22 protein-coding genes and 1 riboswitch are annotated in these 25575 nt (G+C 47.5%); of the genes, 3 read left to right on the forward strand and 19 right to left on the reverse strand.

Annotated features, from left to right (window positions below; genetic code table 11):
* Positions 1-144: 144 nt before the first annotated feature.
* The 3 genes from Q9R36_RS10135 to Q9R36_RS10145 all read right to left on the reverse strand — a co-directional run bounded on the left by Q9R36_RS10135 (position 145) and on the right by Q9R36_RS10145 (position 4189).
* Positions 145-1290 carry a DEAD/DEAH box helicase gene (locus tag Q9R36_RS10135; protein ID WP_094768136.1) on the reverse strand — a complete coding sequence of 382 codons (1146 nt, stop codon included), beginning with the start codon at positions 1288-1290 and terminating at the stop codon, positions 145-147.
* 176 nt (positions 1291-1466) lie between these two features.
* Complete coding sequence (locus Q9R36_RS10140; protein WP_101552130.1) at positions 1467-2945, reverse strand: amidase; 1479 nt, start codon at positions 2943-2945, stop codon at positions 1467-1469.
* 110 nt (positions 2946-3055) lie between these two features.
* Positions 3056-4189, reverse strand: a complete 1134-nt coding sequence (locus Q9R36_RS10145) for a zinc-dependent alcohol dehydrogenase (RefSeq protein ID WP_009792256.1) — start codon at positions 4187-4189, stop codon at positions 3056-3058.
* A gap of 329 nt (positions 4190-4518) precedes the next feature.
* Here Q9R36_RS10145 and Q9R36_RS10150 point away from each other — a divergent pair, with 329 nt between their 5' ends.
* On the forward strand, positions 4519-5877 hold the full coding sequence (locus tag Q9R36_RS10150; protein ID WP_101551811.1) for a hypothetical protein: 1359 nt from the start codon (positions 4519-4521) through the stop codon (positions 5875-5877).
* Between the two features lie 30 nt (positions 5878-5907).
* Positions 5908-8454, forward strand: coding sequence for a hypothetical protein (locus Q9R36_RS10155; RefSeq protein WP_311225045.1), 2547 nt, complete (start codon positions 5908-5910; stop codon positions 8452-8454).
* Between the two features lie 399 nt (positions 8455-8853).
* Here the strand turns inward: Q9R36_RS10155 and Q9R36_RS10160 are convergent, their stop codons facing one another.
* From Q9R36_RS10160 to Q9R36_RS10185, 6 genes are all read right to left on the reverse strand, one after another.
* On the reverse strand, positions 8854-9873 hold the full coding sequence (locus Q9R36_RS10160) for a thiazole biosynthesis adenylyltransferase ThiF (protein ID WP_311225046.1): 1020 nt from the start codon (positions 9871-9873) through the stop codon (positions 8854-8856).
* Complete coding sequence (locus Q9R36_RS10165; protein ID WP_009792263.1) at positions 9870-10637, reverse strand: thiazole synthase; 768 nt, start codon at positions 10635-10637, stop codon at positions 9870-9872. The genes Q9R36_RS10160 and Q9R36_RS10165 overlap by 4 nt, the downstream gene beginning before the upstream one ends.
* A 1-nt stretch (position 10638) precedes the next feature.
* Complete coding sequence (gene thiS / locus Q9R36_RS10170) at positions 10639-10842, reverse strand: sulfur carrier protein ThiS (protein WP_009792264.1); 204 nt, start codon at positions 10840-10842, stop codon at positions 10639-10641.
* A complete protein-coding gene (gene thiO, locus Q9R36_RS10175) occupies positions 10839-11990 on the reverse strand; it encodes a glycine oxidase ThiO (protein ID WP_311225047.1) in 1152 nt (383 codons plus the stop codon). The genes thiS and thiO overlap by 4 nt, the downstream gene beginning before the upstream one ends.
* On the reverse strand, positions 11974-12639 hold the full coding sequence (locus tag Q9R36_RS10180) for a thiamine phosphate synthase (RefSeq protein ID WP_101551826.1): 666 nt from the start codon (positions 12637-12639) through the stop codon (positions 11974-11976). Before Q9R36_RS10180 ends, thiO begins: the two co-directional genes overlap by 17 nt.
* Positions 12640-12701: 62 nt before the next feature.
* A riboswitch (TPP riboswitch) is annotated at positions 12702-12803 on the reverse strand.
* 65 nt (positions 12804-12868) lie between these two features.
* Positions 12869-13363 carry an Lrp/AsnC family transcriptional regulator gene (locus tag Q9R36_RS10185; RefSeq protein WP_094768127.1) on the reverse strand — a complete coding sequence of 165 codons (495 nt, stop codon included), beginning with the start codon at positions 13361-13363 and terminating at the stop codon, positions 12869-12871.
* Between the two features lie 184 nt (positions 13364-13547).
* Between Q9R36_RS10185 and Q9R36_RS10190 the strand changes: the two genes are divergently transcribed.
* Positions 13548-14474 carry a DMT family transporter gene (locus Q9R36_RS10190; RefSeq protein ID WP_142385291.1) on the forward strand — a complete coding sequence of 309 codons (927 nt, stop codon included), beginning with the start codon at positions 13548-13550 and terminating at the stop codon, positions 14472-14474.
* Between the two features lie 185 nt (positions 14475-14659).
* Here Q9R36_RS10190 and Q9R36_RS10195 read toward each other — a convergent pair whose 3' ends face one another.
* The 10 genes from Q9R36_RS10195 to Q9R36_RS10240 all read right to left on the reverse strand — a co-directional run bounded on the left by Q9R36_RS10195 (position 14660) and on the right by Q9R36_RS10240 (position 25568).
* Positions 14660-14944: a hypothetical protein gene (locus Q9R36_RS10195; protein ID WP_094768126.1), complete on the reverse strand. Its 285-nt coding sequence runs from the start codon at positions 14942-14944 to the stop codon at positions 14660-14662.
* 137 nt (positions 14945-15081) lie between these two features.
* Entirely contained in the window at positions 15082-15597 is a 516-nt protein-coding gene (locus Q9R36_RS10200) for a hypothetical protein (RefSeq protein ID WP_257964284.1), read from the reverse strand.
* A gap of 400 nt (positions 15598-15997) precedes the next feature.
* The gene (locus Q9R36_RS10205) at positions 15998-17455 is read right to left on the reverse strand and encodes an alanine/glycine:cation symporter family protein (RefSeq protein ID WP_311225048.1); all 1458 of its coding nucleotides are present in this window, start codon (positions 17453-17455) and stop codon (positions 15998-16000) included.
* 173 nt (positions 17456-17628) lie between these two features.
* Complete coding sequence (locus tag Q9R36_RS10210) at positions 17629-19476, reverse strand: ABC transporter ATP-binding protein (protein ID WP_148950556.1); 1848 nt, start codon at positions 19474-19476, stop codon at positions 17629-17631.
* On the reverse strand, positions 19457-21199 hold the full coding sequence (locus Q9R36_RS10215) for an ABC transporter ATP-binding protein (protein ID WP_311225049.1): 1743 nt from the start codon (positions 21197-21199) through the stop codon (positions 19457-19459). The genes Q9R36_RS10210 and Q9R36_RS10215 overlap by 20 nt, the downstream gene beginning before the upstream one ends.
* Positions 21200-21416: 217 nt before the next feature.
* Positions 21417-21857: a threonine/serine exporter family protein gene (locus Q9R36_RS10220; protein WP_009792276.1), complete on the reverse strand. Its 441-nt coding sequence runs from the start codon at positions 21855-21857 to the stop codon at positions 21417-21419.
* Between the two features lie 11 nt (positions 21858-21868).
* Complete coding sequence (locus Q9R36_RS10225) at positions 21869-22651, reverse strand: threonine/serine exporter family protein (RefSeq protein WP_094768122.1); 783 nt, start codon at positions 22649-22651, stop codon at positions 21869-21871.
* 262 nt (positions 22652-22913) lie between these two features.
* Positions 22914-24149 carry a cation:proton antiporter gene (locus tag Q9R36_RS10230; RefSeq protein WP_311225050.1) on the reverse strand — a complete coding sequence of 412 codons (1236 nt, stop codon included), beginning with the start codon at positions 24147-24149 and terminating at the stop codon, positions 22914-22916.
* 162 nt (positions 24150-24311) lie between these two features.
* Complete coding sequence (locus Q9R36_RS10235) at positions 24312-25031, reverse strand: class I SAM-dependent methyltransferase (RefSeq protein WP_311225051.1); 720 nt, start codon at positions 25029-25031, stop codon at positions 24312-24314.
* Positions 25032-25142: 111 nt separating this feature from the next.
* Positions 25143-25568 (reverse strand): ASCH domain-containing protein, encoded by a 426-nt coding sequence (locus tag Q9R36_RS10240; RefSeq protein ID WP_101551845.1) that lies wholly within the window; start codon positions 25566-25568, stop codon positions 25143-25145.
* Between the last annotated feature and the right edge of the window lie 7 nt (positions 25569-25575).

Raw genomic sequence — 25575 nt, forward strand, 5'->3', positions numbered from 1 at the left:
TGTATTCACCCTACTTTTTCAATTATTCACCCTAGTTTACCAATAATTCTACCCAAAACAGCCGATATTTTTTCCACCTTACATTTTTTCACAAAAACCCATCAAAAAAAGCTGACAACCCAAACCCGGGTTGTCAGCTCCCTATTATCTTCTTCTATCAGCGTCCACGATATCACCGGAATAAAACACTTTCTTCTCCGGCGTGATGCCAAGCTCCTGGCAAAACTTCTTCAGTTCGCGTTCTTCCCTTTCGGTGACGAGCGAGATGACCGTCCCGCTTGCGCCGAAACGGCCCGTGCGCCCTGAGCGGTGGACATATTGCTTGATGTCTTTCGGAAAATCATAGTGCACAACATGAGTGACACCCTGGATGTCAAGGCCCCTTGCTGCCACATCTGTTGCGAACAGCAGGCTGCTTTTTCCTTCGCGGAAATTTTTCAAATGCTTCTGCCTGTCCATTTTGTCCAGGTCGCTATGCAGGATTCCGGCCTTCACGCCTTTAAAATCAAGCTTTTCGGAAAGGACAGCCAGATTGCCGATATCCTTTACAAAGGCAAGCCCCTTGATATCCTTCACACGGGAGATCTTTTCTAGGAGTTTAATTTTATCCCGCTGCTCACAGGCAAAATAAATATGGTCCACATCTGAAGGGATTGCCTCTTCCTTCCCTACGCGGATGAGCTCGGCATCAGCGGAGAGCTCCTGTGCAACCTTCGCGGTGCTTTCAGGAAGTGTTGCTGAAAAGAAAGCAAGCTGCCTGTCAGCAAGGGTTGACTTTAAAATGGTCTTTACTGTCTCAAGATGCTCAGGAACAAGGAGCTGATCTCCCTCATCGAGCACAACCGTTTTGACTTCATGCATCTTCAGTTTTTTCTGTTTGATCAGCTCGAGCATCCGCCCAGGCGTGCCCAAAGCGATCTGCGGGTGCTTCTTCAGCTTTTCTAGCTGTCTTTTCGTATTGGCGCCGCCGATGAAGGTGGCTCCTTTTATGCCGCTTCCTTCTGCCCACTTTTGGACCTCCGAGAAGATTTGCATAACAAGCTCCTGTGAAGGGGCCACAATAACGGCTTGAACCGCTTTTTTGCCGGGATCGATTTTATCAAGAAGCGGCAGCAGGTAAGCAAGCGTCTTGCCTGTCCCTGTCGGCGATTCGGCGATCACGTCCCTGCCCTCCTGGATAAGGGGGATGCTCTTCGATTGAACGGCGGTTGGCTCATTAAAGCCGGATTTTTCCCAGACTTCCTGGATAAAAGGCTTCAGGCCGGTAACTACAGATTGATTTTCAGTCATAACTATCTCCTTCTTTTGCAAAAAAATCTCATCTATTCCAGAGCTGCTTTTTTAAAGCATGCCCAGTTTTACAAAAAGTTGTGTACCGTTCTGATACTAGCTTATGATGTTCCAGATGTCCAGCCTTCATGCCAGCTGAGCTGGGTCCCACAGTAAAAAATCCCCCTAACTGCCTCTCAATATTTCCTTAGCCAATGAGGCGTCTGTTCCAGTTCAAATGCAAGCCGGAACAAAAGATCCTCCCGCCCTTTGGCTGCCATAAACTGAACACCGCATGGCAAGCCCTCTGCTGTACTGTGCAGGGGCACGCTCATCGCCGGCTGCCCTGTCAGGTTGGCGAGCTGGGTGAACGGCGTCCGCTTCAGGCTGTTTTCAGCGAGCTGGCCGGCAAGCCCGGCCTTTTGGGCAAGCTTTCCCAGCTTCAGCATGCTGATCAGCCGGACAGCTGTTTTTTCTGCATTTCTAAGGCTGAGCTCGCCGATCCTTGCAGGCGGAAAAGCAGTGGCAGGAGTCAAATAAAAGTCATAGGTCTCATGGAAAGAATCCATCACATAGGCGGCTTTGTCCCATTCCCTCATGCTCAGGACAAAATCCCCGGCAGAGATTGTTTTTCCAAGCATCCCGAGGAGCCATGTAGATGCTTCCACATCCGTCCTGGACACCTTCCGCCCGAGTGTTGCCTCCATTCCAGCCAGCGCCGCAGCCACCTCTCCAAAGTACATGGTGATATAGCTTTGGGCAAGCTTCTTCCCGTCTATATCCGGTTCAGCTTCTTCGGTCCGGTACCCCAGATCTTCGAGGATAGCAGCCGTGCGGAGCACAGCTTCCCTGCAGTCGGGATGGACATCGGTGCCAAGCGGGGAAGCTGTGGTATAAGCAATTTTCATGGTTTTTGGGAGCGGCTTTTCCAGACAGCCCAGATACGATTCTGATGGGGGAATAGCGTAGAAGGCGCCGCCTTTTTCCGGTCCATGCAGCTCATCTAGCATGGCAGCGCTGTCCCTGACCGAACGGGTGAGCACATGGTCGGATGAAGCCCCCTGCCAATGCCGGCCAATCCCAGGGCCGGCCGGTGTCCTTCCCCTGCCCGGCTTCAGGCCGAACAGGCCGCAATAAGCGGCAGGGATGCGGATCGAGCCGCCGCCGTCATTGGCGCCTGCAATCGGCACCATCCCGCTCGCCACTGCTGCAGCGGAACCGCCGCTTGAGCCGCCCGGAGTGTAATCAGGATTCCATGGATTCCTGGCCGGTCCGTAAAATTCAGGCTCTGTAATCCCCATCAAGGCAAGCTCGGGAACATTCGTCTGCCCTATAAAAATGGCACCCGTCCGCCGGAGCCTGGCCACAAATTCAGAATCGCTCTTTGCACGGTAATTCTGCAGCGCCTTTGAGCCGGAAGTGATTCTTTCTCCCGCGATTTCCTGCGTGATATCTTTCAGCAGCATCGGCACTCCTGCAAAACTTCCCTCCAGATCAGCAGATAAAGCAGCCTTTTTTGCCTGGTCATACATTTTATTGATTACTGCATTAAGCCCAGGATTCAATGCTTCAATATTCTCAATGGCGGCTTCTGCCAGCTCAATCGGCGCAGCTTCTTTCTTTTTGACCAGCTCTGCCAGCGCAAGGGCATCATTTTCCAAAAACAGTTTGTTCATTTTTCCACCTGCTTTAAAAGAAATAGTATACTTACATTTCTCTGACATCAGGTGGATATCCTGCAAAATGCCAAAAGGAAAGGCAGGCCCGGAAAGGACCTGCCTGCTGTTTATGGCTTCAATACAACCTTTGTGCAATCGTCTTCATGTTCATTGAACAGATGGTAGCCGCGTGCCGCATCTGCGAGGGGCAGTTTGTGGCTGACAATGTGGGTCGGATCAATCTTTTTCTCTTCAATCATATTATAGATTTCCGGCATCAGATGGATAACTGGTGCCTGTCCTGTTTTAATCGTTACGTTCCTGGAGAAGAAAGCTTCAAGCGGGAACATATTGTAGGTTGCACCGTAAACGCCGGTCAGCTGGACTGTTCCGAATTTCTTGACAGCCTTCGTTGCCATCTGGATAGGCCCGAGTGTTCCTCCCTGAAGCTTCAGCTTTTGCTCGATTTTTTCAATCGCTGATTTCTTCCCGTCCATGCCGACGCAGTCGATGACAACCTCGGCACCGCCGCTTGTGATTTCCTTTAGATAATCACCCATATCATCATGTTCACTGAAGTTGAAGGTTTCAACCTTATTGACGAGCTTGGCATGCTGCAGGCGGTAGTCAAGATGGTCGACTGCAATCACTCGGGAAGCACCTTTCATCCAGGCGAATTTCTGTGCCATCAAGCCGATCGGTCCACAGCCAAGAACAACAACTGTATCGCCCTTTTTGACGCCGGAATGAAGAACGCTCCAATAAGCAGTCGGGAGAACATCGGAAAGGAACAGCAGCTCCTCGTCTTCCATTTCATTGGATTCGGGTACAACAAACGGTACAAAATTTCCATAAGGGACGCGCAGATACTCTGCCTGGCCGCCAGGGTAGTTTCCGTATCTTTCTGTATAGCCAAAGTAAGCTCCTGTATCCTGGTGAGGATTGGAATTATCGCATTGGCTTTCCATGTCATGCTGGCAGAAGAAGCACTGCCCGCAGGAAACGTTAAAAGGAATGACAACCCTGTCCCCTTTTTTCACCTTCGTAACCTCAGGGCCAACCTCTTCAACAATGCCCATCGGTTCATGTCCGATAATATAGCCTTCCCTCAGGGGCATATTTCCCTGGTAGATATGCAGATCTGACCCGCAAATCGCTGTGGAAGTTATTTTGACAATAACATCATCATTTTTCTCAATCCTTGGATCTTCAACTTCCTTGACTTGAATATCTTTGGAACCTTGGTAAGTTACGGCTTTCATCTCTCACACTCCTATCCAGAATCTATTTGGATATACCCTATTACCTGAGGAAGGGAACATGTTTTTTCAGAAAAGTATTCCAAAATTTTTTTGGCAGGAATATTTTATTTTACTTTTCGCTTTCCAAATATGCCCATCACCCCAGTCCCTTACTCCTAAAAGGATTTTCTAAAAAACTTCAAATTTTTTTATGAAAAAGTAATCCAAAACGAATTCTTTTTCGTTAGTTCAGCAGAACACCGAAAAGTTTATAAGCATTTCCGCCGGGTACAAAAGGATGGAATAAGTTCCAATTCAGGCGGAATTTTGAAAGGAGGTGAGCGATTCGAGTGTCAGCCAGATTCGTACAAGCCTTTGTTCTTGCGGCTTTCTGCTTCATCCCTTCGACTGCACTGGCGGACGGGCTGCTGGGCTCTGCGACAGAAAAAGTCACAAGCACCGTTAAAGAAACGGTCCCCCTGCAGCGAAGCGAGAAAAGCCAGGATCAAAGCGGACAACAGAATAATGACAAAGCCAAACCAAAAGATGCCTCTCTTCTTGGCACAGTGACCGGTGCAGTAGAAGAAACAGTCAAGACGGTGACAAAGCCAATCATCACTGTGGAAAAGGACGAAAATGCGGAAGAAAAATCCCTGGTGAATATTAACCTTTCCGAGGACCCTTCCATAAAAGTGGACGCAAAGATTACCGAAGCCAGCGTTTCCGATTCCATTTCCGTCAAAACTCCGGTGGCCGATGCTGAAGTGGGCGACTCCATCAAGGTGAAGACTCCGGTCGCAGATGTGGACGTGTCTGATTCTATTTCTGTTAAAACACCGGTTGTCAATGCTGAAGTGGGTGACTCCATCAAGGTGAACACGCCGGTCGCAGATGTAGATGTGTCTGATTCTATTTCTGTTAAAACTCCGGTTGTCGATGCCGAGGTGGGCGATTCCATCAAGGTGAAGACTCCGGTCGCGGATGTAGATGTGTCTGATTCTATTTCTGTTAAAACTCCGGTTGTCGATGCCGAGGTGGGCGATTCCATCAAAGTGAATACTCCGGCCGCAGATGTAGATGTGTCTGATTCTATTTCTGTTAAAACTCCGGCGGCTGATATTGGAGCGGGCGATTCCACCAAGGTGAATACGCCGTCTGCCGATAATGGCAGGACCGATTCTATCAGCATTACAACACCTGCTGATACAAACGTCCCGGATGGTATGACGGCAGCAGACACACCGGCCAATCAAACAGAGCCAGATTCGGTTAATGATAAAACACCTGTCAAGTCTGATGGAGTTTTAACTGATGGATTGTCTCAGCCAGAACCTTTGGCAGCAGACGCTTCTGAACAGTTCTTCGGTTCTTCAGCAGAGACTGGAACAGCGCCTTCTGCTGAAAGCGGAAACAAGTTCCAAAACAAGGCCACTGATAAGGCACCAGCTGAAAAGCCGGTACAAGCGGCAATTGCCTACGTACCTGCCAACAGCGGAACAAATGGCACCAGCACAACGGCAAGCGGAGGACAATCCGCATCAAGCGGAGCAGCACTCCCTTCCATATACTTTGCCGGTGTTCCTATGATTGATGCAATGTCTGAAAAAGCGGCCAGATATAGCGCAGTTGCTTTTTTCCATGATCAATGGTTAAATGCTCCTCCTTCACAGCCGCCGCAAACAACCTTCTTCTTACACGTTTTTATATAAAAAACTAAAAAGAAGAAGGAGAGAATTCAATTGAAAAACAAACACTTATTGAAAACATTAGCGATCACAGGTTTTGCTGCAGCAGGTCTTTTTGCAGGAGGCTCCTACACTCTGGCATCTGAAGACACTAACCAAAATTCAGTTGGACTTTCAACCAATCTACTGACAAGCTTGAATTCAAGCGAGGAGAATGACAGCTCCTCACTCACTTCAAACTTAAAGGCCAACGTGAATCTTAAGTCTAAATCAACTGATTTAAACAATGGAGAAAGTTCATCTGAAAACGGTGAAACAGCTGCCAAAACAGCTAATGGACAAGAAAGTGTGAATTCCGATGGACATGAACAATCCGAAGACTCAAGCAGCCTGGATACCAATCTCGGCCTGGGTCTGGGACTCGAAAGCTCTGAAGAAGGTTCATCTTTAGATGCAAACACAAACGCAGATGTACAATCGTCCTCAAGTGAAGACAACGGAGAAGAGCAATCTTCTGCCAATCTTGGAACTAATCTTGATCTTGGTGCTTCCACTTCTGATGATGAGTCTTCTCTTATGGCAGGTGCTGATGTCGATGCTTCTGCTATGAACAAAGATGAAGATGAAGAGTCTTCTGCTGATTTGAACACTGGATTGGATCTTGGTGCGATGACTTCTGACGATGAGTCTTCACTTATGGCAGGTGCTGATGTTGATGCTTCTGCTATGAACAAAGACGAAGACGAAGAGTCTTCTGCGGATCTGAACACTGGATTAGATCTTGGTGCGATGACTTCTGAGGACGAGTCTTCTCTTATGGCAGGTGCTGATGTTGATGCTTCTGCTATGAACAAAGATGAAGATGAAGAGTCTTCTGCTGATTTGAACACTGGATTGGATCTTGGTGCGATGACTTCTGAGGACGAGTCTTCTCTTATGGCAGGTGCTGATGTTGATGCTTCTGCTATGAACAAAGATGAAGATGAAGATGAAGAGTCTTCTGCTAATTTGAACAGTGGATTAGATCTAGGAGCTACTGCTTCTGATGATGAGTCTTCTCTTATGGCAGGTGCTGATGTTGATGCTTCTGCTATGAACAAAGATGAAGATGAAGAGTCTTCTGCTAATTTGAACAGTGGATTAGATCTAGGAGCTACTGCTTCTGATGATGAGTCTTCTCTTATGGCAGGTGCTGATGTCGATGCTTCTGCTATGAACAAAGACAAGGACGAAGAGTCTTCTGCTGATCTGAACACTGGATTGGATCTTGGTGCGGTGACTTCTGAAGATGAAGAATCTTCTCTTTGGGCGGATACTGATGTTGATGCTTCTGCTATGAACAAAGATGAAGATGAAGAGTCTTCTGCTGATTTGAACACTGGATTGGATCTTGGTGCGGTGACTTCTGAAGATGAAGAATCTTCTCTTTGGGCGGATACTGATGTTGATGCTTCTGCTATGAACAAAGACGAGGACGAAGAGTCTTCTGCTGATCTGAACACTGGATTGGATCTTGGTGCGGTGACTTCTGAAGATAACGAAGAATCTTCTGCCAATCTTGATGCAATGAACAAGCTTGGTTTTGTTTCTGAAGACGAAGACGAAATGACTTCTTTTTGGAATAACACTGGTTTGAACGCTTTTGCGATGAACAAAGATGATGAAGAATCTTCTGCCAATCTTGATGCAATGAACAAGCTCGGTTTTGTTTCTGAAGACGAAGATGAAATGACTTCTTTTTGGAATAACACTGGGTTGAACGCTTTTGCGATGAACAAGGATGATGAAGAATCTTCTGCTAATGTTGATGCAATGAACAAGCTAGGCTTTGTTTCTGAAGACGAAGATGAAATGACTTCTTTTTGGAATAACACTGGTTTGAATGCTTTTGCGATGAACAAGGATGACGAAGATGAGTCTTCTGCTAATCTTGATGCAATGAACAAGCTAGGTTTTGTTTCTGAAGACGAAGATGAAATGACTTCTTTTTGGAATAACACTGGTTTGAACGCTTTTGCGATGAACAAGGATGATGAAGAATCTTCTGCCAATCTTGATGCAATGAACAAGCTAGGCTTTGTTTCTGAAGACGAAGATGAAATGACTTCTTTTTGGAATAACACTGGTTTGAACGCTTTTGCGATGAACAAGGATGATGAAGAATCTTCTGCCAGCTTAAATTTTTTAAATGATTTAGGTTTCGTTTCTGAAGATGACGAAGATAAATCTTCATTTTGGAACAAAACAGGCTTGAATGCTTCTACAATGAACAATGACGAAAATGATGAGTCTTCTGCCCGTTTTGATCTGATGAACGATCTTGGTTTATTTTCACAAGACGATGAAGATTATTCAGGTCTTTGGAGCAAGCTTGGACTTTCAGCTTCTGCCATGAATAATGATGACGAAGATTATTCTGCTTCCCGCCTGGATGCAATGACTGATTTGGGACTTGCCTCTTTAAGCGATGAAGAAGAAGCTATTTTATGGGCAAAGCTTGGCCTTCACCTTGCAGGCATGTCCAGCGAATATGAAGAGGAAGACTTCTCTTCATTAGGTTTAGATCTTGACCTTGGTCTTGAACTCGAAAACCTGATGTAAGATTCCATTTTCCAGCACTGTATCTGCTGAAACTCGCGACTTCAGAGAGACAGGCTGCAGTAATCCGGTTAACTTACGAAAAGAAAGGAGCTCTGCGACGGCAGGGCTCCTTTTTATTGGCTGTTGGAGGGGCGAGTTGCTAATAAAATGGGGAAGTTGCTAGTATATGGGGAAAGTTGCTAGTAAAATTGAAAACTTGCTAATAAAACAGAGAAGTTGCATAAAATCCAAAAGTTGCTAATATCCGGTTGGCCTCATAAACCCGCAACCTGGGGAAGTCGCAAATATATCCAAATTCCCGCAAATAAAATCCAGAACTCGCAAATATCCTCCCCTGAATTACCCCAGCTAACCCCATCCTCATAGAAAAAGCAGCCAAATCTGCGTTTCAGCACCCATCTACCCCAAATACCGATGATAAACCCGCTTCGCCTCCTGGATATCCTTCGTTCCGTGAACCAGCGCCCGTCCGTCTTTAAAAAGAACAAGCCGCTGACCGTCTTTTTCAAAAGAAAGCAGGAATGGATTTCTTTCTACTATCCCGCCTGCAAGCCGAAGCTGCTCAGCTGCAGCATCCAAGCTAATCACCACTCCAGCTCCCGGACGGATTTGTACGGTATTCCTCCCGCATAAAACTGCTGTCTTCATCCTATTTTCATAAGCAAGATATGGATACACAGCATTCACCCCGCAGGAAGGGCAGTCTTCTTTTTTCAAGGTGCTTGTAGACACCGCTGAGAACTGGTTTTCCCACAAATCAAAGGTAACTAGCTTCCGCCTCACCGACTTAAAATCTCCAACCAATATTTTCAGCGCTTCGGCCGTCTGATAGGCGACGGTCATCCCGACTGCGGGAGCAATGATCCCCGCTGTATCACAGGTCGCCCCGCCGATCGGCACCTGTTCAAGCAGGCAGCTGAGGCAGGGTGTTTCTCCGGGCAGGAAGGCTGTGCTGATGCCATAGCTTCCTACACAGGCTCCGTAGATCCATGGGACTGAGTGCTTGGACGCAATGTCATTGATGACCATCCTCGTGTCAAAATTATCGGTGCTGTCCATGATCAGATCGATGCTGCCAGCGAGAGCCTCAAGCTCTTCAGGCCCGGCATCACCTACGATACTCTCAATCTGAACCGATGAATTGACCGACTGAAGACGGCGGCCTGCAGCTATTGCCTTCGGGATCCTCCCCGCCGCATCCTCCTCTGTATAAAGCTGCTGCCTCTGCAGATTGCTCCACTCTACATAATCGCGGTCAATGATGGTAATTTTACCAACTCCAGCCCTCACAAGCACTTCGGCATTGCCGCTCCCGAGTGCCCCGGCACCGATGATCAGAACATGCTTCCGGCTTAAGTTCTCTTGCCCCTCGGCGCCGATCGGGGCAAAGAGCTCCTGCCTGGAGTATCTGCCGTTCAAACAGTGCTCAATCCTTCCATCGGACTGCTTGCAGAAGCATACTTTTTCTTTGGCATGCGTCCGGCTTCATAGCCAAGCCTCCCCGCCTCCACGGCAAGCTTCATTGCTTCGGCCATCTTGACCGGATCCTTGGCAGCCGAGACAGCTGTGTTCAGAAGGACCCCGTCCGCTCCAAGCTCCATCGCCAGGGCCGCGTCTGCAGGGGAGCCGATCCCGGCATCGACTATGACAGGGACTTCAGCTTGTTCAATGATAAAGCTGAGATTGAGGGGATTGATGATTCCCTGGCCTGAGCCGATTGGCGATGCTCCCGGCATGATGGCATGCACGCCCATTTCCTGCAGCCTTTTCGCCAGCATCACATCATCCGAAATATACGGAAGGACAATGAAGCCTTCCTTTAAGAGCTCCTCGGACGCCTTCAAGGTTTCAATCGGATCCGGCAGCAGTGTTTTCATATCGCCGATCACCTCGACTTTGATCATGTCGCAAAGGCCTGAAGCCCTGGCCAGTTTTGCCGTACGGACTGCTTCCTCTGCTGTCTTTGCACCCGCCGTATTGGGGAGCAGCCTGTAGTTTTCCACATCCAGCTCCTCCAGCAGATTCGGCTGTTCCGGGTCAAAAATATCCATGCGGCGTACTGAAAAAGTCAGCACCTCTGTATGTGATGCTTTGACCGCCATTTTCTGCGTTTCATAATCCGGATACTTCCCTGTTCCGAGCAATAGCCTTGAGTTAAATTCATATGTTCCGATTTTCAGCATTTCATCCGCCTCCTACAAAATGTACGATTTCTATGCGATCACCTTCTGCAAGCTCTGTTTCAGCATGCTGGCTTTTTTCCAAAATAGCGGCGTTCAGTTCTACAATCGCCGCCTTTTGATTCAGTTTCAAATGTTCCAGTAAATCCCCTACCGACTTGACGGTGCCAGGCACCAGGATATCACTGCTATTCACATGAAGCTTCAATGAATCCACCCCTCCTGCACTTTTTTCAAACCTCTCTCAATCTCAAAATCTCTGTAAAGCTCCTTATCTTCTGCGGCTGCGGTTCCTTCAATAGAATCAGAAACCATTTTTCCTGTGATGGGGCTGAGCAGGATGCCGTTCCGGTAATGCCCGGCAGCGATGAACAGGCCTTTATAGGCGGGGTGCCAGCCGATATAGGGAAGGCCGTCCCCTGTCTGCGGCCGAATCCCTGCCCAAGCCTTTTCCCACCGTGCCGATGCGAGCTGGGGCAGCAGCTTATAGGCCCGTTCGGCCAGCATCCTGACTCCGCCAAACGAAACGGAAGGATTGAAATCATTTTCATAGCTTGTTGCACCTATGATCAGGCGACCGTCTTTCTTCGGCACCATATACCCGCCAGAATCGGAAAAGATGGTCGACCGGATCAAAGGCCGCTGAGGTATGACTGACAGACATTCCCCTTTTATAGGAAAAATAGGAAGCTCAAGATCTGTCTTTTTCAGCAGCTCTCCCGTCCATGCACCTGCGGCAGCAATTACGGTTTCTCCATAAAAACTTCCTTTGCTGGTCATCACACCCTCGACGGATTCTTTATCAAATATGAAGTCTTTGATCTCCGTCCCTTCCAGCACGACTGCACCTCGGGCCATTGCCCCCACCGCAAATGCCCGCGCCAGGTTCGGTGCGATCAGCTGGCCGTCATTCGGAATCAGCATACCCCCTGCGAGCCCCCGGGAGAGATGGGGCTCCCTTTCACAGATTTCTGCCTGGTCCATCCACCTTACCTGTCCGTCCCACTCTTCATGGAATCTGACCTGCTTTTTAAGGACCTCTGCCTCTGTATCATCCCAAGCAATTTTTATCATCCCTTCATTAACAAGGCCGATGCTGATTCCTGTCAGATCCTCAAGCTCCTGGATGATGTCAGGGAACATGGCCCTGCTTTTCAGGGCCAGCTTCAGCATTGATAGATTCTCATCTATTTCTGCCTGGGCACCGAGCATTCCGGCTGCGGCAGAAGAAGCTTCAGAACACAGCTCCCTTTTTTCCAGAATGAGCACCTGCTTGCCAAGCTTCGCCTGCTGATAGGCGATAGAGCACCCTATAATGCCGCCCCCGGCAATGATCACATCATAAACTTTCTTCATATCTGCCTCCTCCCCGGTTCAGTGCAACCCTATATGCGCCAGCTGCCTCCTCCGGACTGACGGCTTTAAAAATTCCCGAGAGTACAGCAGCACCTGAAGCTCCGGCCCTTATCACCTGTTCCATATTGTCAGGAGAAATTCCCCCGAGCGCTATCACCGGAATAGAAAGCCTTCCTGTCATTTCCTCAAGGCTGGAGAGGCCCCTTGGCTCCATACCTGGCTTGGAACTGGTCGGAAAACAGTGGCCATACATGACATAATCTGCGCCATCCTCTTCTGCCTGAACAGCTTCTTCAATTGAGTGGACGGATTTTCCGATGAGCAGGCCAGGGAATGTTATCCGCACTTCCCGTACCGGAAGACTGTGATAGCCGAGCTGGACTCCCTTCACTCCCAATGCGGCCGCTGCATCCACTCTGTTATTAATGATGATCTGCTCCCCCGGGACTCCCTTTTCCAGCAGAATTCTCCCCATCTCGTAGATGTCAGCCGCTGTCAGGTGATGCTCCCTGATATGAATATAGTCCACATTCCGCGAGATGCTTGAAGCTATCCTGATAAATTCCTCCGCCGGCTGTCCTGCAGAAATGGCGTGGAGCTGCAGTTTATCCCTGCTGGGCCAACCTTGTAAACGACGCAAAAAAACCACTCCCCATTGCGCAGGAAAGTGGCTGATTAATGATCTATGGCTAAAAAAATATGTACTTTTTATAACCGTTCGGCACACTTCCCTACGCTAGTATGAACTAGATCAGGTTCAAAGGGTCTCAAATGCTTGATCTCAGCCTCTTGCAGGCTCCCCTAGTGATAATTCTATTATTCAATTGTTCTCTTTTATTTTAGCATACACGATCAGCAGGGAGAACCCGAAATCTGAATCAGACTGTTTTTTCTCCGTCAGGCAGAATCGGCAGTACTGTTGAATATTTGACTTCCCTCAAGGAGAGGCTTGTCTGTATCTTCGTGATCCCGAGCTGATTCAGCTTTCGGATGAATTGTTCCAGCCCTTTCCGGTCTTTGATGGCCACTTTTAAGATATAATCATATTCTCCTGTCAGGCAGTGGCATTCCAGCACCTCAGCCATATCCACCAGCGTGCCCTCCAGTGCTTCCAGCTTTTCCGCCTGATGGATGTTAGTGCTGATGAAAATAAAGCAGAGCAGATCAAAGCCCAGTTTTTCCTGGCTTAAAATTGCCACCTGCTTCTCGATATAGCCTTCATTTTCGAGCCGCTTCACCCTCCCATGAATGGCGGGGGCAGACAGGCTGACCCTCCTGGCAAGCTCAGCGTTGCTTATTTGGCTATCCTTCTGGAGCAGATCAAGGATTTTTAAGTCCACGTCATCCAGCACCTTGTTCACAATCGATTCCATCTTACAGCCTCCTTATGATTATTCCGCCAACTCCGTTTAAGTCTATCCTTAATTTAATTTCATTCACAAAAAACACAATTGCTCTTAATAAAATTTCATATTTACTCTATTGTACGAAATGATCATTAAAACACAAAGAGAAAATGTTAAAATTAATTCAATAACTATCGAAGGAGCTGCTCCTATGCCAGCTTTATATGTATGCCTGATGCTTCTCACCTCCCTGCTGTGGGGCGGGAATTTTGTTGTAGGCAAGTCGCTTGTGGAGCATGCTTCCCCTGTGGCCTTGACCGCATTTAGATGGATCATTGCTGTTATCTTCCTGTTGCCTATCGTGCTGCGGAAGGAAAAAAAGCTTCTGCCTCCTGCAAAATCGCTTGTCCCGCTGATTCTGATTGGCATCACAGGTGTAGTGCTGTTCAATATCTTTCAATTTTGGGCGCTGGAAGAAACAACGGCCACAAATGTCGGACTGATTTCAACGCTTAACGCTATTTCAATAGCTGTTTTTTCAGCAATCTTTTTAAAAGACAGAATTAACCTGCCGCAGATTCTGACCATGATGTTTTCACTCTTCGGCGTCCTGCTTGTCCTTACCAAAGGCCATCTGGAAATGCTGCTGTCTTTGACGTTTAATAAAGGGGATTTATGGATGTTGGCAGCGGTGTGCATTTGGGGAATCTATTCGATCCTCGGCAAGTGGGCCGGAAAATATACTTCTCCAATCCTGTCGACCTTTTATTCAGGGATCTTCGGATTGGCCTTCCTGCTTCCATTCAGCTATTCTGATCTCCAAATCAAAAATCCTGATCTGTCCTTTGCAGGATCCATGCTTTATACCGGACTCATTTCAACCGTTGTATGCATGGTGCTCTGGAATAAAGGGGTCCAGAAAATCGGGGCTGTCACCGCAGGAGTGTTCCTGAATTTCAACCCTGTCTTCACTGCGATCCTGGCTTTTCTGCTGCTCGGAGAAAAGCTTGAAGCAATCCAGTTTCTCGGAGGCATGATCGTCATCCTTGGCTGCTATCTGTTTACCCGCCTTCAGGCACAGCGGCAAAGAAAAAGCCTTCGCGGCAAACCGGAAGCTTCCATTACAGCTATAGACTAGAAAAGGGATGAACAAAAAGGTAAATAGTTACTCCACTGTTAGAAAAGGTAAAATATACACTAAGATGCACTTTGTTCAGCACTATAAATAACAATGCAAGAGCATAGAAAAACGCTTGGATTATGGATATTCCAAGCGTTCTTTTTTACGCGTTAGTCATACATAAAGACTTACATAATAAGTCATTATTTCTTACGTTTTCGTTCTAAGAATATAGGTGCTATATTTAGCAAGATAGAAACAATTGTCAGAAACCAAAATGCCCTTGCCATACCAGGTATTACATCCGATAAAGCCGCCCAATCTTCCGCATTTACCCACCGAGTTAAATAACTGTAATCTGCGCAAATTGTTAATGCTGTAAATGATAATGCCATCGCCATAGCAAGCTTATAATCCTTTCCTGCTGCATACAAAGAAAGATTTATAACAGTTAATACTATTGCAAAAACCCCTAATATTAACCACATAACTATACCCCCAAGTTATATTTTTGGTTTAAGTATCCTGCTTCGTTTGTCACATAAAAAGACTGCCAGGTTGGTCACTGATCTGGAACATAAGCACCCGTTGCTTCAAGTGAATTTATTCATAGATCTTTTTTATATTATTGATTAAGTTCATCAATCGATTTGAATATTCTTGAATATATTTCTTTTATGTGTTCATCTGTTTTTCTATCATTATACAAACCGAATTCCCAGCTTTTTAACGACTCATCTTCTTTTAATGTAAGAACCCCAACAGCATAGCTTTGACCAGCTTCCCAATGCCAAGACTCATTATATTCTGTTTCTTTTGTGGAGACAGGGACATGATTACTAGCTGATATAAAAAAGAATGGAATTGTAGAATTTAGGTAAACATCTGCATATTGGCTTTCAGCAGCCTCTAAAAGGTTATCTTCCCTGATAACTACTGCGTCAAAATATTTCAGTTCTTCACTTGCCATTTCATCAAATGCGATCTCTGTAAACATCACTTGTTTTTCATTTACTTCTGGTCGTTTTCCAACCACCGCTATTTTTAAAGGTTTTCCTTCATACAACTCAAAATCAGGACTTTGAGTACAAGCTGTTAATGCGAAAATCAGCATTAATGATATGTATTTTTTTCTATACATTTCTAACCCCCTTACCTATCAAACTATACCATAAAATCCCATATATTTTTTTGAAGTATTCTGCCTCTTTTATGGAATAAGAACAGCTGCCTATGTTGGCAGCTGTCCCGAAACATCGCCTATATCAACCTACCGTGCCATGCAGCTTAAACGGAAAATCTCCGCTTATTTTGATGCTTGCTGATTACTTAAATAAGGATAAGGCTTCCTGTTTTTTAAAAATAGTCATTATCACATTGGATGTAATTTTGCTTGTCCATTCATGCGTTAAAAATCATAAAAACACAAAAAAAAACAACAGACCAAATCATATGAGATTTGGCCTGTTCATTAGTGTGCTATTTCAAATGTTTCTCCACCAAGATGGGACTGCTCACCATCCAGGGCATCCTTTTTCCATTTATGAAACTCTTTCATCCTGCTGCACATATTCCTCTTCCCAATACTCAGCATTTTTGATGCCAAGCTTCTTCGAGTTGAAGACCGGATCAAGACCCTGCTTCTTCTGTGCTTCGTAATCCTTGAGGGCAATGAGTGCCGGTTTGGCAAGGATCAGGATGGCAATGAGATTGAGCCATACCATCAGGCCGAGCCCGACATCCCCAAGCGCCCAGGCAAGATCTGCTGCATTGACGGCCCCGTAAAAAGTCGCCCCCAGCAATACAATCTTCAGAAGAAAAGTCAAAAGTCTGCCGTCCTTATTGCGCATCAGATACGCCATATTGGTTTCGGCGATATAGTAGTAAGCCATGATTGTTGTAAAGGCAAAGAAGAATAGAGATACTGCCACAAATCCTGCACCGAAGCCAGGAAGTGCAGAGTCAACTGCAGCCTGGGTGAATGCCGGGCCTGCTTCCACTCCCGGAAGGCCGTTTACAATCATTGTCGTGCCGTCCTCACCGACTGTATTGTACATGCCGGTGAAAAGAATCATAAAGGCTGTTGCTGAACATACGAAAAGCGTATCGATATAAACAGAGAAGGCCTGGACAAGCCCCTGCTTTGCCGGGTGTGATACCTCTGCAGCCGCAGCAGCATGCGCACCTGTACCCTGGCCGGCTTCGTTCGAATAGATTCCCCTTTTCACACCCCAGGCGATCGCACTGCCGACAATTCCGCCAAACATGGAATCTGCGGCAAACGCACTCCTGAAGATGAGGGAGAATACGCCTGGAAGCTCGCCGATATTCATGGCAATGATAATTAAGGCCACCAGGATATACCCTACCGCCATAAATGGAACAGCATATTGAGCAACCGTTGCAATCCTTTTTACCCCGCCAAAGATAATCAGGCCAAGAAGGACGACAATGATGCCTCCAGTGATATATATATTAACACCAAATGCATTTTCTATGCCCAGAGCAATGGAATTTGACTGGATGCCAGGCATTAGCACTGACATAGCCAGCAGGGCAGCCACCGCAAATAAAACTGCAAACCATTTGATGCCGATGCCCTTTTCAATATAATAAGCAGGGCCCCCGCGGTATAAGCCATCCTGTTTTACTTTGTAGATTTGTGCAAGAGTCGATTCCACAAAGGCGCTTCCTGCACCGATGAATGCAATTGCCCACATCCAAAAGACGGCACCAGGTCCGCCCATAGCGATTGCTGTAGCGGTACCAGCGATGTTACCAGTTCCCACGCGGCCGGAAAGAGCAATAGATAAGGCCTGGAAAGAAGAAACGCCCGCATCGGAACTTTTGCCTTTGAACATGAGCAGCACCATGTCTTTAATGTGCCTGACCTGCAGAAAACGGGTTAACACGGAAAACAGGAGTCCGACGGCAAGACAGATATAAATGACCGGTGTACTCCAAAGAATGCCGTTTAATTGGCTAACAAAACCTTCCAAACAAATTCCCCCTTTTATTCTGAATCTTTTTCCTATTAAGAATTATATGTGAAATGGTAATGGAGTACAATCTTTTTTTGCTCTGCCTTCTACAGACATTAATGAAGGAACAGAACTCTCCCGCCCCGAAATACAAAAAAGGTGCACAGCCCAAATGGCCGTGCACCTTTTTCCTATATGGCCTCTTCCTTCAGCTGGCTGTGGTAAAGCCCATGGTAGAATCCTTCCTGTTCAAGAAGTTCTTCATGGGAGCCTTTCTCGATGATGCTGCCCTCATCAAGGACAAGAATCTGGTCGGCCTGCTGGATGGTGTTCAGCCTGTGGGCCACCACAAAGCTTGTTCTTCCTTCCATCAAGGTCTGGAGGGCTTCCTGGATTTTCATTTCTGTAATTGTATCGATGCTGCTTGTTGCTTCATCCAAAATCAATATCGAAGGATCGGCAAGGAAAGCTCTGGCAATGGATAAAAGCTGGCGCTGCCCCTGGCTGATTCCGCTGGCGTCCCCCTTCAGGAGGGTATCATACTGCTGCGGCAGCTTCATGATGAACGAGTGTGCATTCGCCATTTTTGCAGCTTTTTCCACTTCGTCATCTGTCGCATCCAGCTTTCCGTAGCGGATATTTTCCCTGACGGTCCCCTGGAACAGGAGTGAATCCTGGAGGACGAATGCCATATGCTGCCTTAAGCTTTCTCGCTTAATTTTTTTCAGCTCACGGCCATCGATCGTGATGCTTCCGCTGTCATAATTATAGAACCGGGAGATCAGGTTGATAATCGTAGACTTCCCGGCGCCGGTCGGGCCGACAAGGGCCACAGTCTGCCCGGTGTTTGCCCTGAAATTGATGCCCGTTACTGTATTCTCACCCTTTTCATAAGAAAAAGAGACATCCCTGAACTCGACTTCCCCTTTGATAAAGCTGATTTCTTCTGCATCTGCTTCATCCTCGAATTCTTCTTTCTGGTCCATGATTTCAAACACCCGTTCAGCACCGGCGATAGCCGACAAGAGGGTATTGAACTGGTTGGCCAGGTCATTCAGGGGGCGGGTGAACTGGCGGGCATACTCGGCAAAAATGACGATGACGCCGATCGATATCATCCCTTTTAGGACAAAAATGCCGCCCACTCCTGCAATGATGGCAAAGCTCATATTATTCAGCATGTTCATCAGCTTGGGGATGAAGCCTGAATACGTCTGGGCCCAGAATCCTGCGGCCCGCAGCTTTTCGCCTTTGCCGATGAATTCTTCAATCACTCTGTCTTCCTGGGAAAAAGTCTTGACGATCCGCTGGCCGGAAATCGTCTCCTGGACAAAGCCATTCAGCTCTCCCAAGTTGCGCTGCTGCTCCTTGAAAAGCCGGCCCGTCCGGTTGGTTATCCACTTCATCCCATAAAACATGACCGGAACAATGATCATGGTGATCAGGGTAAGCAGCGGACTCAGCCACAGCATGACCCCTACGGTCCCAACAAGGGTGAGCACACTGGAAAAAACCTGTATGACCGAGCTGTTCAGCGTGGAGCTGACATTTTCGATATCATTTGTCACCCGGCTCATCAGCTCTCCATGCTGCCTTTTATCAAAGAACGGAATCGGCAGTTTGTGAAGGTGTCGGAAAAGCTGGGTCCTCATTTTAAAGACTGTGTTCTGGGCAATCCCGATCATCCAATAGTTCTGGAACCAAAGGGACGCAGAATAGACAATATATATAGCAGCAAGCCCGGCTAGCAGGGCAGCAAAGCCGCTGTTGCTTCTTTCAACGATATACTGGTCAATCCCTCTCCCAAGGAGGAACGGACCTAGCAGCCCCAGTACACTGCTGAGAATGACCATGAGCAGGACGAGGAAGAGGAGCCCTTTTTCCTCGGCGAGATAGTTCCAGATCCTGCGGAGAGTCCCTGCCCAGTTCTTCGATTTTACTTTTGGTTTCTTTGCATCATCGGCTGTCTTTTTGAGATTCTCTTTCTCCAGGACAGCAATCTTCTTGTAGCGGAATGGATCAGTCAGCTCCCTGAACATGCTCCAGCGCCTCCTCCCCGAACTGTGACCTGAAGATCTTTTGATACAGCTCCGATTCCCTCAGAAGTGTTTCGTGGTCTCCCTCGGCAATCAGCCTGCCGTCTTCAAGCAGCAGAATATGGTCCGATTCTATCGCTGTACTGATTTTTTGCGTAATGATCAGCGTAGTCGCGGTATACGTCCGCAATGCCTGCAGCAGCTTTGCCTCTGTTTTCAAATCCAAAGCACTTGTGCTGTCATCCAGCAGAAGTATCTTCGGCTTGCGGACAAGGGCCCGGGCGATGGAAAGGCGCTGCTTCTGCCCTCCTGAAAGGTTGACGCCCTTTTGCCCGATCTTCGTGTCATATTTAGCGGAGAGCCTTTCAATGGAAGAATGAATCTGGGCCTTCTTTGCCGCTTCCTCCACCTCTGCAGGGGTCGCATCTTCTTTTCCCCAGCGGATATTTTCCTGGACGCTTCCTGTAAAGAGCAGCGCCTCCTGCGGGACGAAGCCGATCTGCTTGCGCAAATCATCCAGTTTGACCCGGCCGATATCCTGGCCGTCAATCCGGACGGTTCCGCCAGTCACGTCATACAGCCGGGGAATCAGCTGAAACAGAGATGATTTGCCGGCACCTGTTGCACCGAGGATGGCTGCCGTCTCGCCGGCCTTTATTTTGAAGGATACACCGTTAAGCACCACTGTGTCTGTGCCTGGATAACGGAAGCTCACAGAATCAAACTCGATTTCTCCTCCCTCAATTTCAAATCCAGCCAGGGCCTGCTCAGAATCCTTCAGATCCACTTCTGTATTCAGGACATCGGCAATCCTGCCGGCCGAGGCTTTCGCCCTTGAAAAGGCCATGATGATAAAAGAAAGCATTGAAAGAGCACCCGTAATTCTTGTGGCATAGTTGATGACAGCAACCACTTCCCCGACTTTGGCGCTTCCGTCATCCACCTGGATGCTTCCAAACCAGAGGACACCGATAATGCTTATATTCATGATCAAAAGAAGCATCGGCATCGTCACTTCCATCAGCCGCAGAGCAAAAACAGTCTGATCCTTCAGGTCCCCTGTTACCTCTGTGAACCTTTCGCTTTCATGATTCCTGCGCAAAAACGCTTTAATGAGCCTGATGCCAGCCAGATTTTCCTGCATGACATTATTGACGTCATCCAGTTTTTCCTGAACTTTTTTAAACAAGGCTCCGCCTTTATTCATAATAAAAATGAGGAAAATAAATAAAAATGGAACAACCGCACTCAGAATCAAAGCGAGCTTCACATTGACAACAAACGCCATGATCAGGCCTCCAATAACCAGGAGCGGGGCACGCATCATGATGCGCAGGCTCATGAAGACGATATTCTGGAGCAATGTGACATCATTGGTCATCCTCGTGATAAGAGAGGAGCCCGGAAACATAGCAAAGTTGGCGAACGAGAAGGATTGCACTTTCCTGAATACACTCTTCCTGATATCAAAGCCGAAGCTCTGGCTGACATGCGCAGCATAAAAGGAATTGATGATGCCGGCCGCGAAGGCAATCAGCGAGATGCCAACCATGACCCCTCCCCAAATCAGGACCTCATCCATATCCTTCTTCATGATTCCTTCATCAATGATTTTGGCCATCAAAAGCGGCTGAAGCAGCTCAACCGCAAGCTCCGTCAGCATCAATGAAAGAGCGACAATGACGGCAACCCTGTATATTTTTAAAAATCCAAACACCTTTCCCATAAATCGTCCTCCAAGTCTGATTCCTGCTGAATTGCTTTTCCTTTACCCGCCTTTCGAGGAAAAAGTTCAGAATCTTAATCTTTCGTTTAACTAAATATATACACTATCATACGACTTTTTACGGAATTTTGAAATTATTTATCTGCTAATTCTTTTTACTGTATGCAAAAAGGCATGCAGATACATGCCTTCCCTTGTTTTATCTACTGGAAATCCTTCAGCTCTGAACCCTTCTCGCATTCTTGATAATCTGGTTGATGACCTCTGAGAATACAAGCCCGATGGCGATTGCCCCGGAGATCATGAAGGCCCGGGCAGCAAGGCTGATGGCTGTGTTATAATCGTTCTCAACAAAATTCCTCATTGCATCATACGCAAGCCCTCCCGGTACAAGTGGAATGATCCCGGCTACGCTGAAAATGATGATCGGCGTCTTATAGGCCCTTGCAAAAAACTGGCTTGTGAATGCCACGAAAAAAGCAGCGCTAATGGTGGCACCAACCGCATCCACACCTGATGATTCCATCCAGAAGTAGACGAGCCAGCCGATTGTTCCGACCGTGCCGCACTTGATCAAAGACTTTTTCGGAGCATTGAATAGAATCCCGAATGCTGCCGATGCTACAAAGCTTGTTGCAAGCTGTTCAATCGTTTCCATGCAATGCCTCCTTAAAATGAGATGAAAGATAGTACCACCGCGATGCCTGATCCGATGGCAAAGGCAGTCAGAAATGCTTCAGCGCCTTTTGACAGTCCTGATACCAAATGCCCCGCGATCAAATCCCTGACCGCATTTGTAATCAATAGGCCGGGCACAAGCGGCATCACCGATCCGATGATGATTTTATCCAGCTCATTGCCGGCCCCTGAAAAAACAAACGCATAAGATGCAAGGCCAATGACAAATGCCGCCACAAATTCAGCAAAGAACTTGATCGGCACCCATTTATGAAAATAGATAAAAGAAATGAAACCAAGTCCGCCGCATACTACCGCGGGCAGAAAGTCCTCCCAGCTCCCCTTGAACATGATCAGGAAACAGCCGCTGGAAATGGCAGCCGCCAGTATCTGAAGAAGCAGCGAATACGCCATTGGTGCAGCCTCTACTTCCCGCAATGACTGCAGAGCCTCCTTCACTGTCAGCTCCCCGCTGCTGATATTGCGGGAAATGCTGTTGACGATGGTGACTTTATCAAGATCAGTTCCCCGTTCGGAAATCCTGATCAGCTTCGTTTTGGTCGGTTCATGGCCTTCAATGGAAAAAATGATGCCAGTCGGCGTGACATAGCTGTGTGACTGGTCAACCCCGAAGGAAGCAGCGATCCGCATCATCGTATCCTCAACCCGGTATGTTTCAGCACCGCTTTGGAGCATGATTTTTCCGGCAAGAAGGCAAACCTCCATGATTTCATATGTATCGTTCTTGAATTCCTCCACTGGCTCTCCCTCCATGCACAAATCACTTGGCTGAGGTCCCGGTCAAACAAAGCAGGAGCGATTCCGCCTTTGTTTTCTTCCGGAATTTTACCCTGCTGGGATATATATTCCCCCATGCACTTTTTACAGTGTAAGGCATGAAGGATGGCAGAGGCAATTTTAATTTCCTTTCCTTATAAAAGAAAGATAAATCGCATAACTTCAAGCCCTTTTAAAGATCACCCGGTCTCTACTTCCCCAGCCAAAAATCCATCCAGCATGCTGAATGGATTTCAGTTCATATTTTATCATCATCAGGGACAGGTTTTATCCCGAGCTTCTGAATAATCGGCTTGATTGTGAGCCCCTGGACGATCAGGGAGAACAGAACCACGCTGAAAGCAAGGAGCAGGACTGTATCCCTGCCTGCAAAAGAAGGCGGAAGGCTCAAAGCCAGGGCAATTGACAGACTTCCCTTTAAGCCTCCCCAGTTCAGCAGGATTTTGTATTGGCCGGAAAAGTCTTTGACAAATGCAAGGCTGCTGTAAAGGGCAATGGTTCGGCCTGCCAGCACAATGACAATGGCCAGGATAATCGTCCACCAGTTATTGATAAAGCTGATATTTTTGATTTCCAGGCCGATCATCAGGAAAATCAGAGAATTGGCGATCAGGGTGATCACATCCCAGAAAGAGCTGATATTGGTCTTCGTTGTCTCGGACATGCCGATTCTTGCGCCATAATTCCCGAAAATGACCCCTCCGACCACTACGGCGATGACACCTGATACCTCCAGATGCTCAGCGATGAAATAGCTGCCGAAGAACAGCAGGATCGAGAACGCAATTTCGAGCGGATAATCATCATAAATGCGAATGATCTGTGAAAAAATATAGCCCAGCAAGGCCCCAAGCAGGGCTCCGCCTATACTGAATTTAATGAACAGCCAAACGCCGCTCGCAACACCGGCCCAGCCCATTTCTATGTAAGTAAGCAGATAGATGGAGGAAATCTGAAACAATACGACAGCTACCCCATCATTGAGGAGCGATTCTCCTTCTATAATAGTCACCAGTTTTTTTGGCACACCCAGGGTTTTGAATATGGATATCACACTAATCGGGTCTGTCGCACTCATCAGGGAGGCAAACGTGAAGGAAAGGACCAGCGGAAGCCCAAGCAGATAATATGAGCCCAGGCCGATAATAATGAATGAGAGAAAGGTTCCCCCAAAGGCAAGCGCCAAAATCGGCCTCCTCTCCTGCTTCACCTGAGAAAAAGGCATTTTAATGGAGGCATCCCCCAATAAAATGGGAAGAAATAGAGAAATAATGATAGCCTGAAAAATATGTGATTGTGTAATAAACTGCTCGGCCTCTTCAAGAAGCGGTATATTGGTGAGCCCCAGGATAAGACCGACCAGTACAAGCGCAATGGAATAAGGCTGCCTGGCCAGCTTAGCAATTCCGATAACCGTTACCGAAACAGCAAGCAAAAATAAGATTTGAATAAAGACCTCATCAAAATGATGCACTGAAAATTCCCCTTTCCGGCACAGACATTAGCCTGCAGTCCTGCCATTACCTTTACCTCAATATGGAAGCAGAAAACCACCTATTGAAAAAGGATGCCGCTATAGCCCAAGTATCCCTTCCGGGAGAGGTTTTCATGCACGGGGAAGAGCACACATTATACGTTACAAAGGATTTTCAGCTTTTACCGCACGGATAATTAAAAAATGAGGCGCCTTCATCAGCTTTTCATACTGGTCAGGCTTCCGCTCTTTAAAGACCTGCGTCGGGCGGGGCTCAATCAGCTCCTGCAATGAAAAGCGGGCTATCGTCATATTGATGATATTCTGGAGCGGCCTCCGGTAAAAAGGGACATCAAAGGTTTGCCCTGCTTTTGTCCATCGATCCACAATCAATTCTGCAGCCAGGTAATCCGGTTCATCCAGCAGCTCCATATCCATGAACGGGTGATGGACGGAAAACAGAATCGTTCCGCCCGGCCTTAAAATCCGGTGGAATTCTGCAAAGGTTTGATGCCAGTCCTTCAGATAATGAAGAGTAAGAGAGCTGATGACCCAGTCGAAAGAACCGCCGTCAAATGGCAGCTTCCCTTCCAGATCACAGCAGACAAGCTGCGCTTTATTGCCAACGCGCCTCTTGGCAGAGCTGATCATTTCAGGGCTTAAATCCGCACCCGTTACATTTGCACCCCGCCTGGCCAATTCAGCCGTATACCACCCGGCCGCACATCCTGCATCCAGAATATCCTTTCCCTCAAGACTGTCCGGGAGCTGCTCAAGCATCGCCGGCCTTTCAAACTCGCTGTTAAACAAACTCCCATGATCCACCTGATGCTCATAGATGCCCGCCAGACTGTTAAATGTTTGCTTGACCTTTGCTTTCATTTCGGATGTCACCTCTTTATTCAGAAATGGGGTATTTTATAAAAAAATCGTACCATAACTGTGATTGCCGCCTTGACAGTCTTTACCTGCTTAAAATAGAAAAGCCCGCCCTCAAAGCGGGTATTCCCATAAACCCAGCCGGCCTTTGGCCGGGATTGGCTCCTTCAGGATTTCCATGCCGCTGACCTGCCAGGCATAGCAGCCAGTCCGGTAATCGCCCAGATAGAGCTCCTGTCCCGATATAATCCTGCCGTTTTCAAGCACGGCCCCTGACCCGGAGTGATCTATGACACTAAAGCAATCCTCCAGGCGGCAGACAGCTATGATCTGCCCGGCGGGAAGATTTTCCTCTGAGTACCCATGCCGGCCTAAAAGCTCCGAGACCATCTTTTGCCTGCATGCTTTTACGTCAATTTTCTGGCTGGTATGAATGGCCAGCGCCCCTCTGTATGGGGTTTTCCAAGTCCGCGTTTCATACTCAGCCTCCCGCAGGGCAAACAGACTGGCCCAGGGCTGTTTCATTGTTAATACCTTCAATCTCCAT

Origin of the sequence: Bacillus sp. AG4(2022) (assembly GCF_031844465.1) — a bacterium.
In the GTDB taxonomy this organism is placed as follows: Bacteria; Bacillota; Bacilli; order Bacillales; family Cytobacillaceae; genus Bacillus_AB; species Bacillus_AB infantis.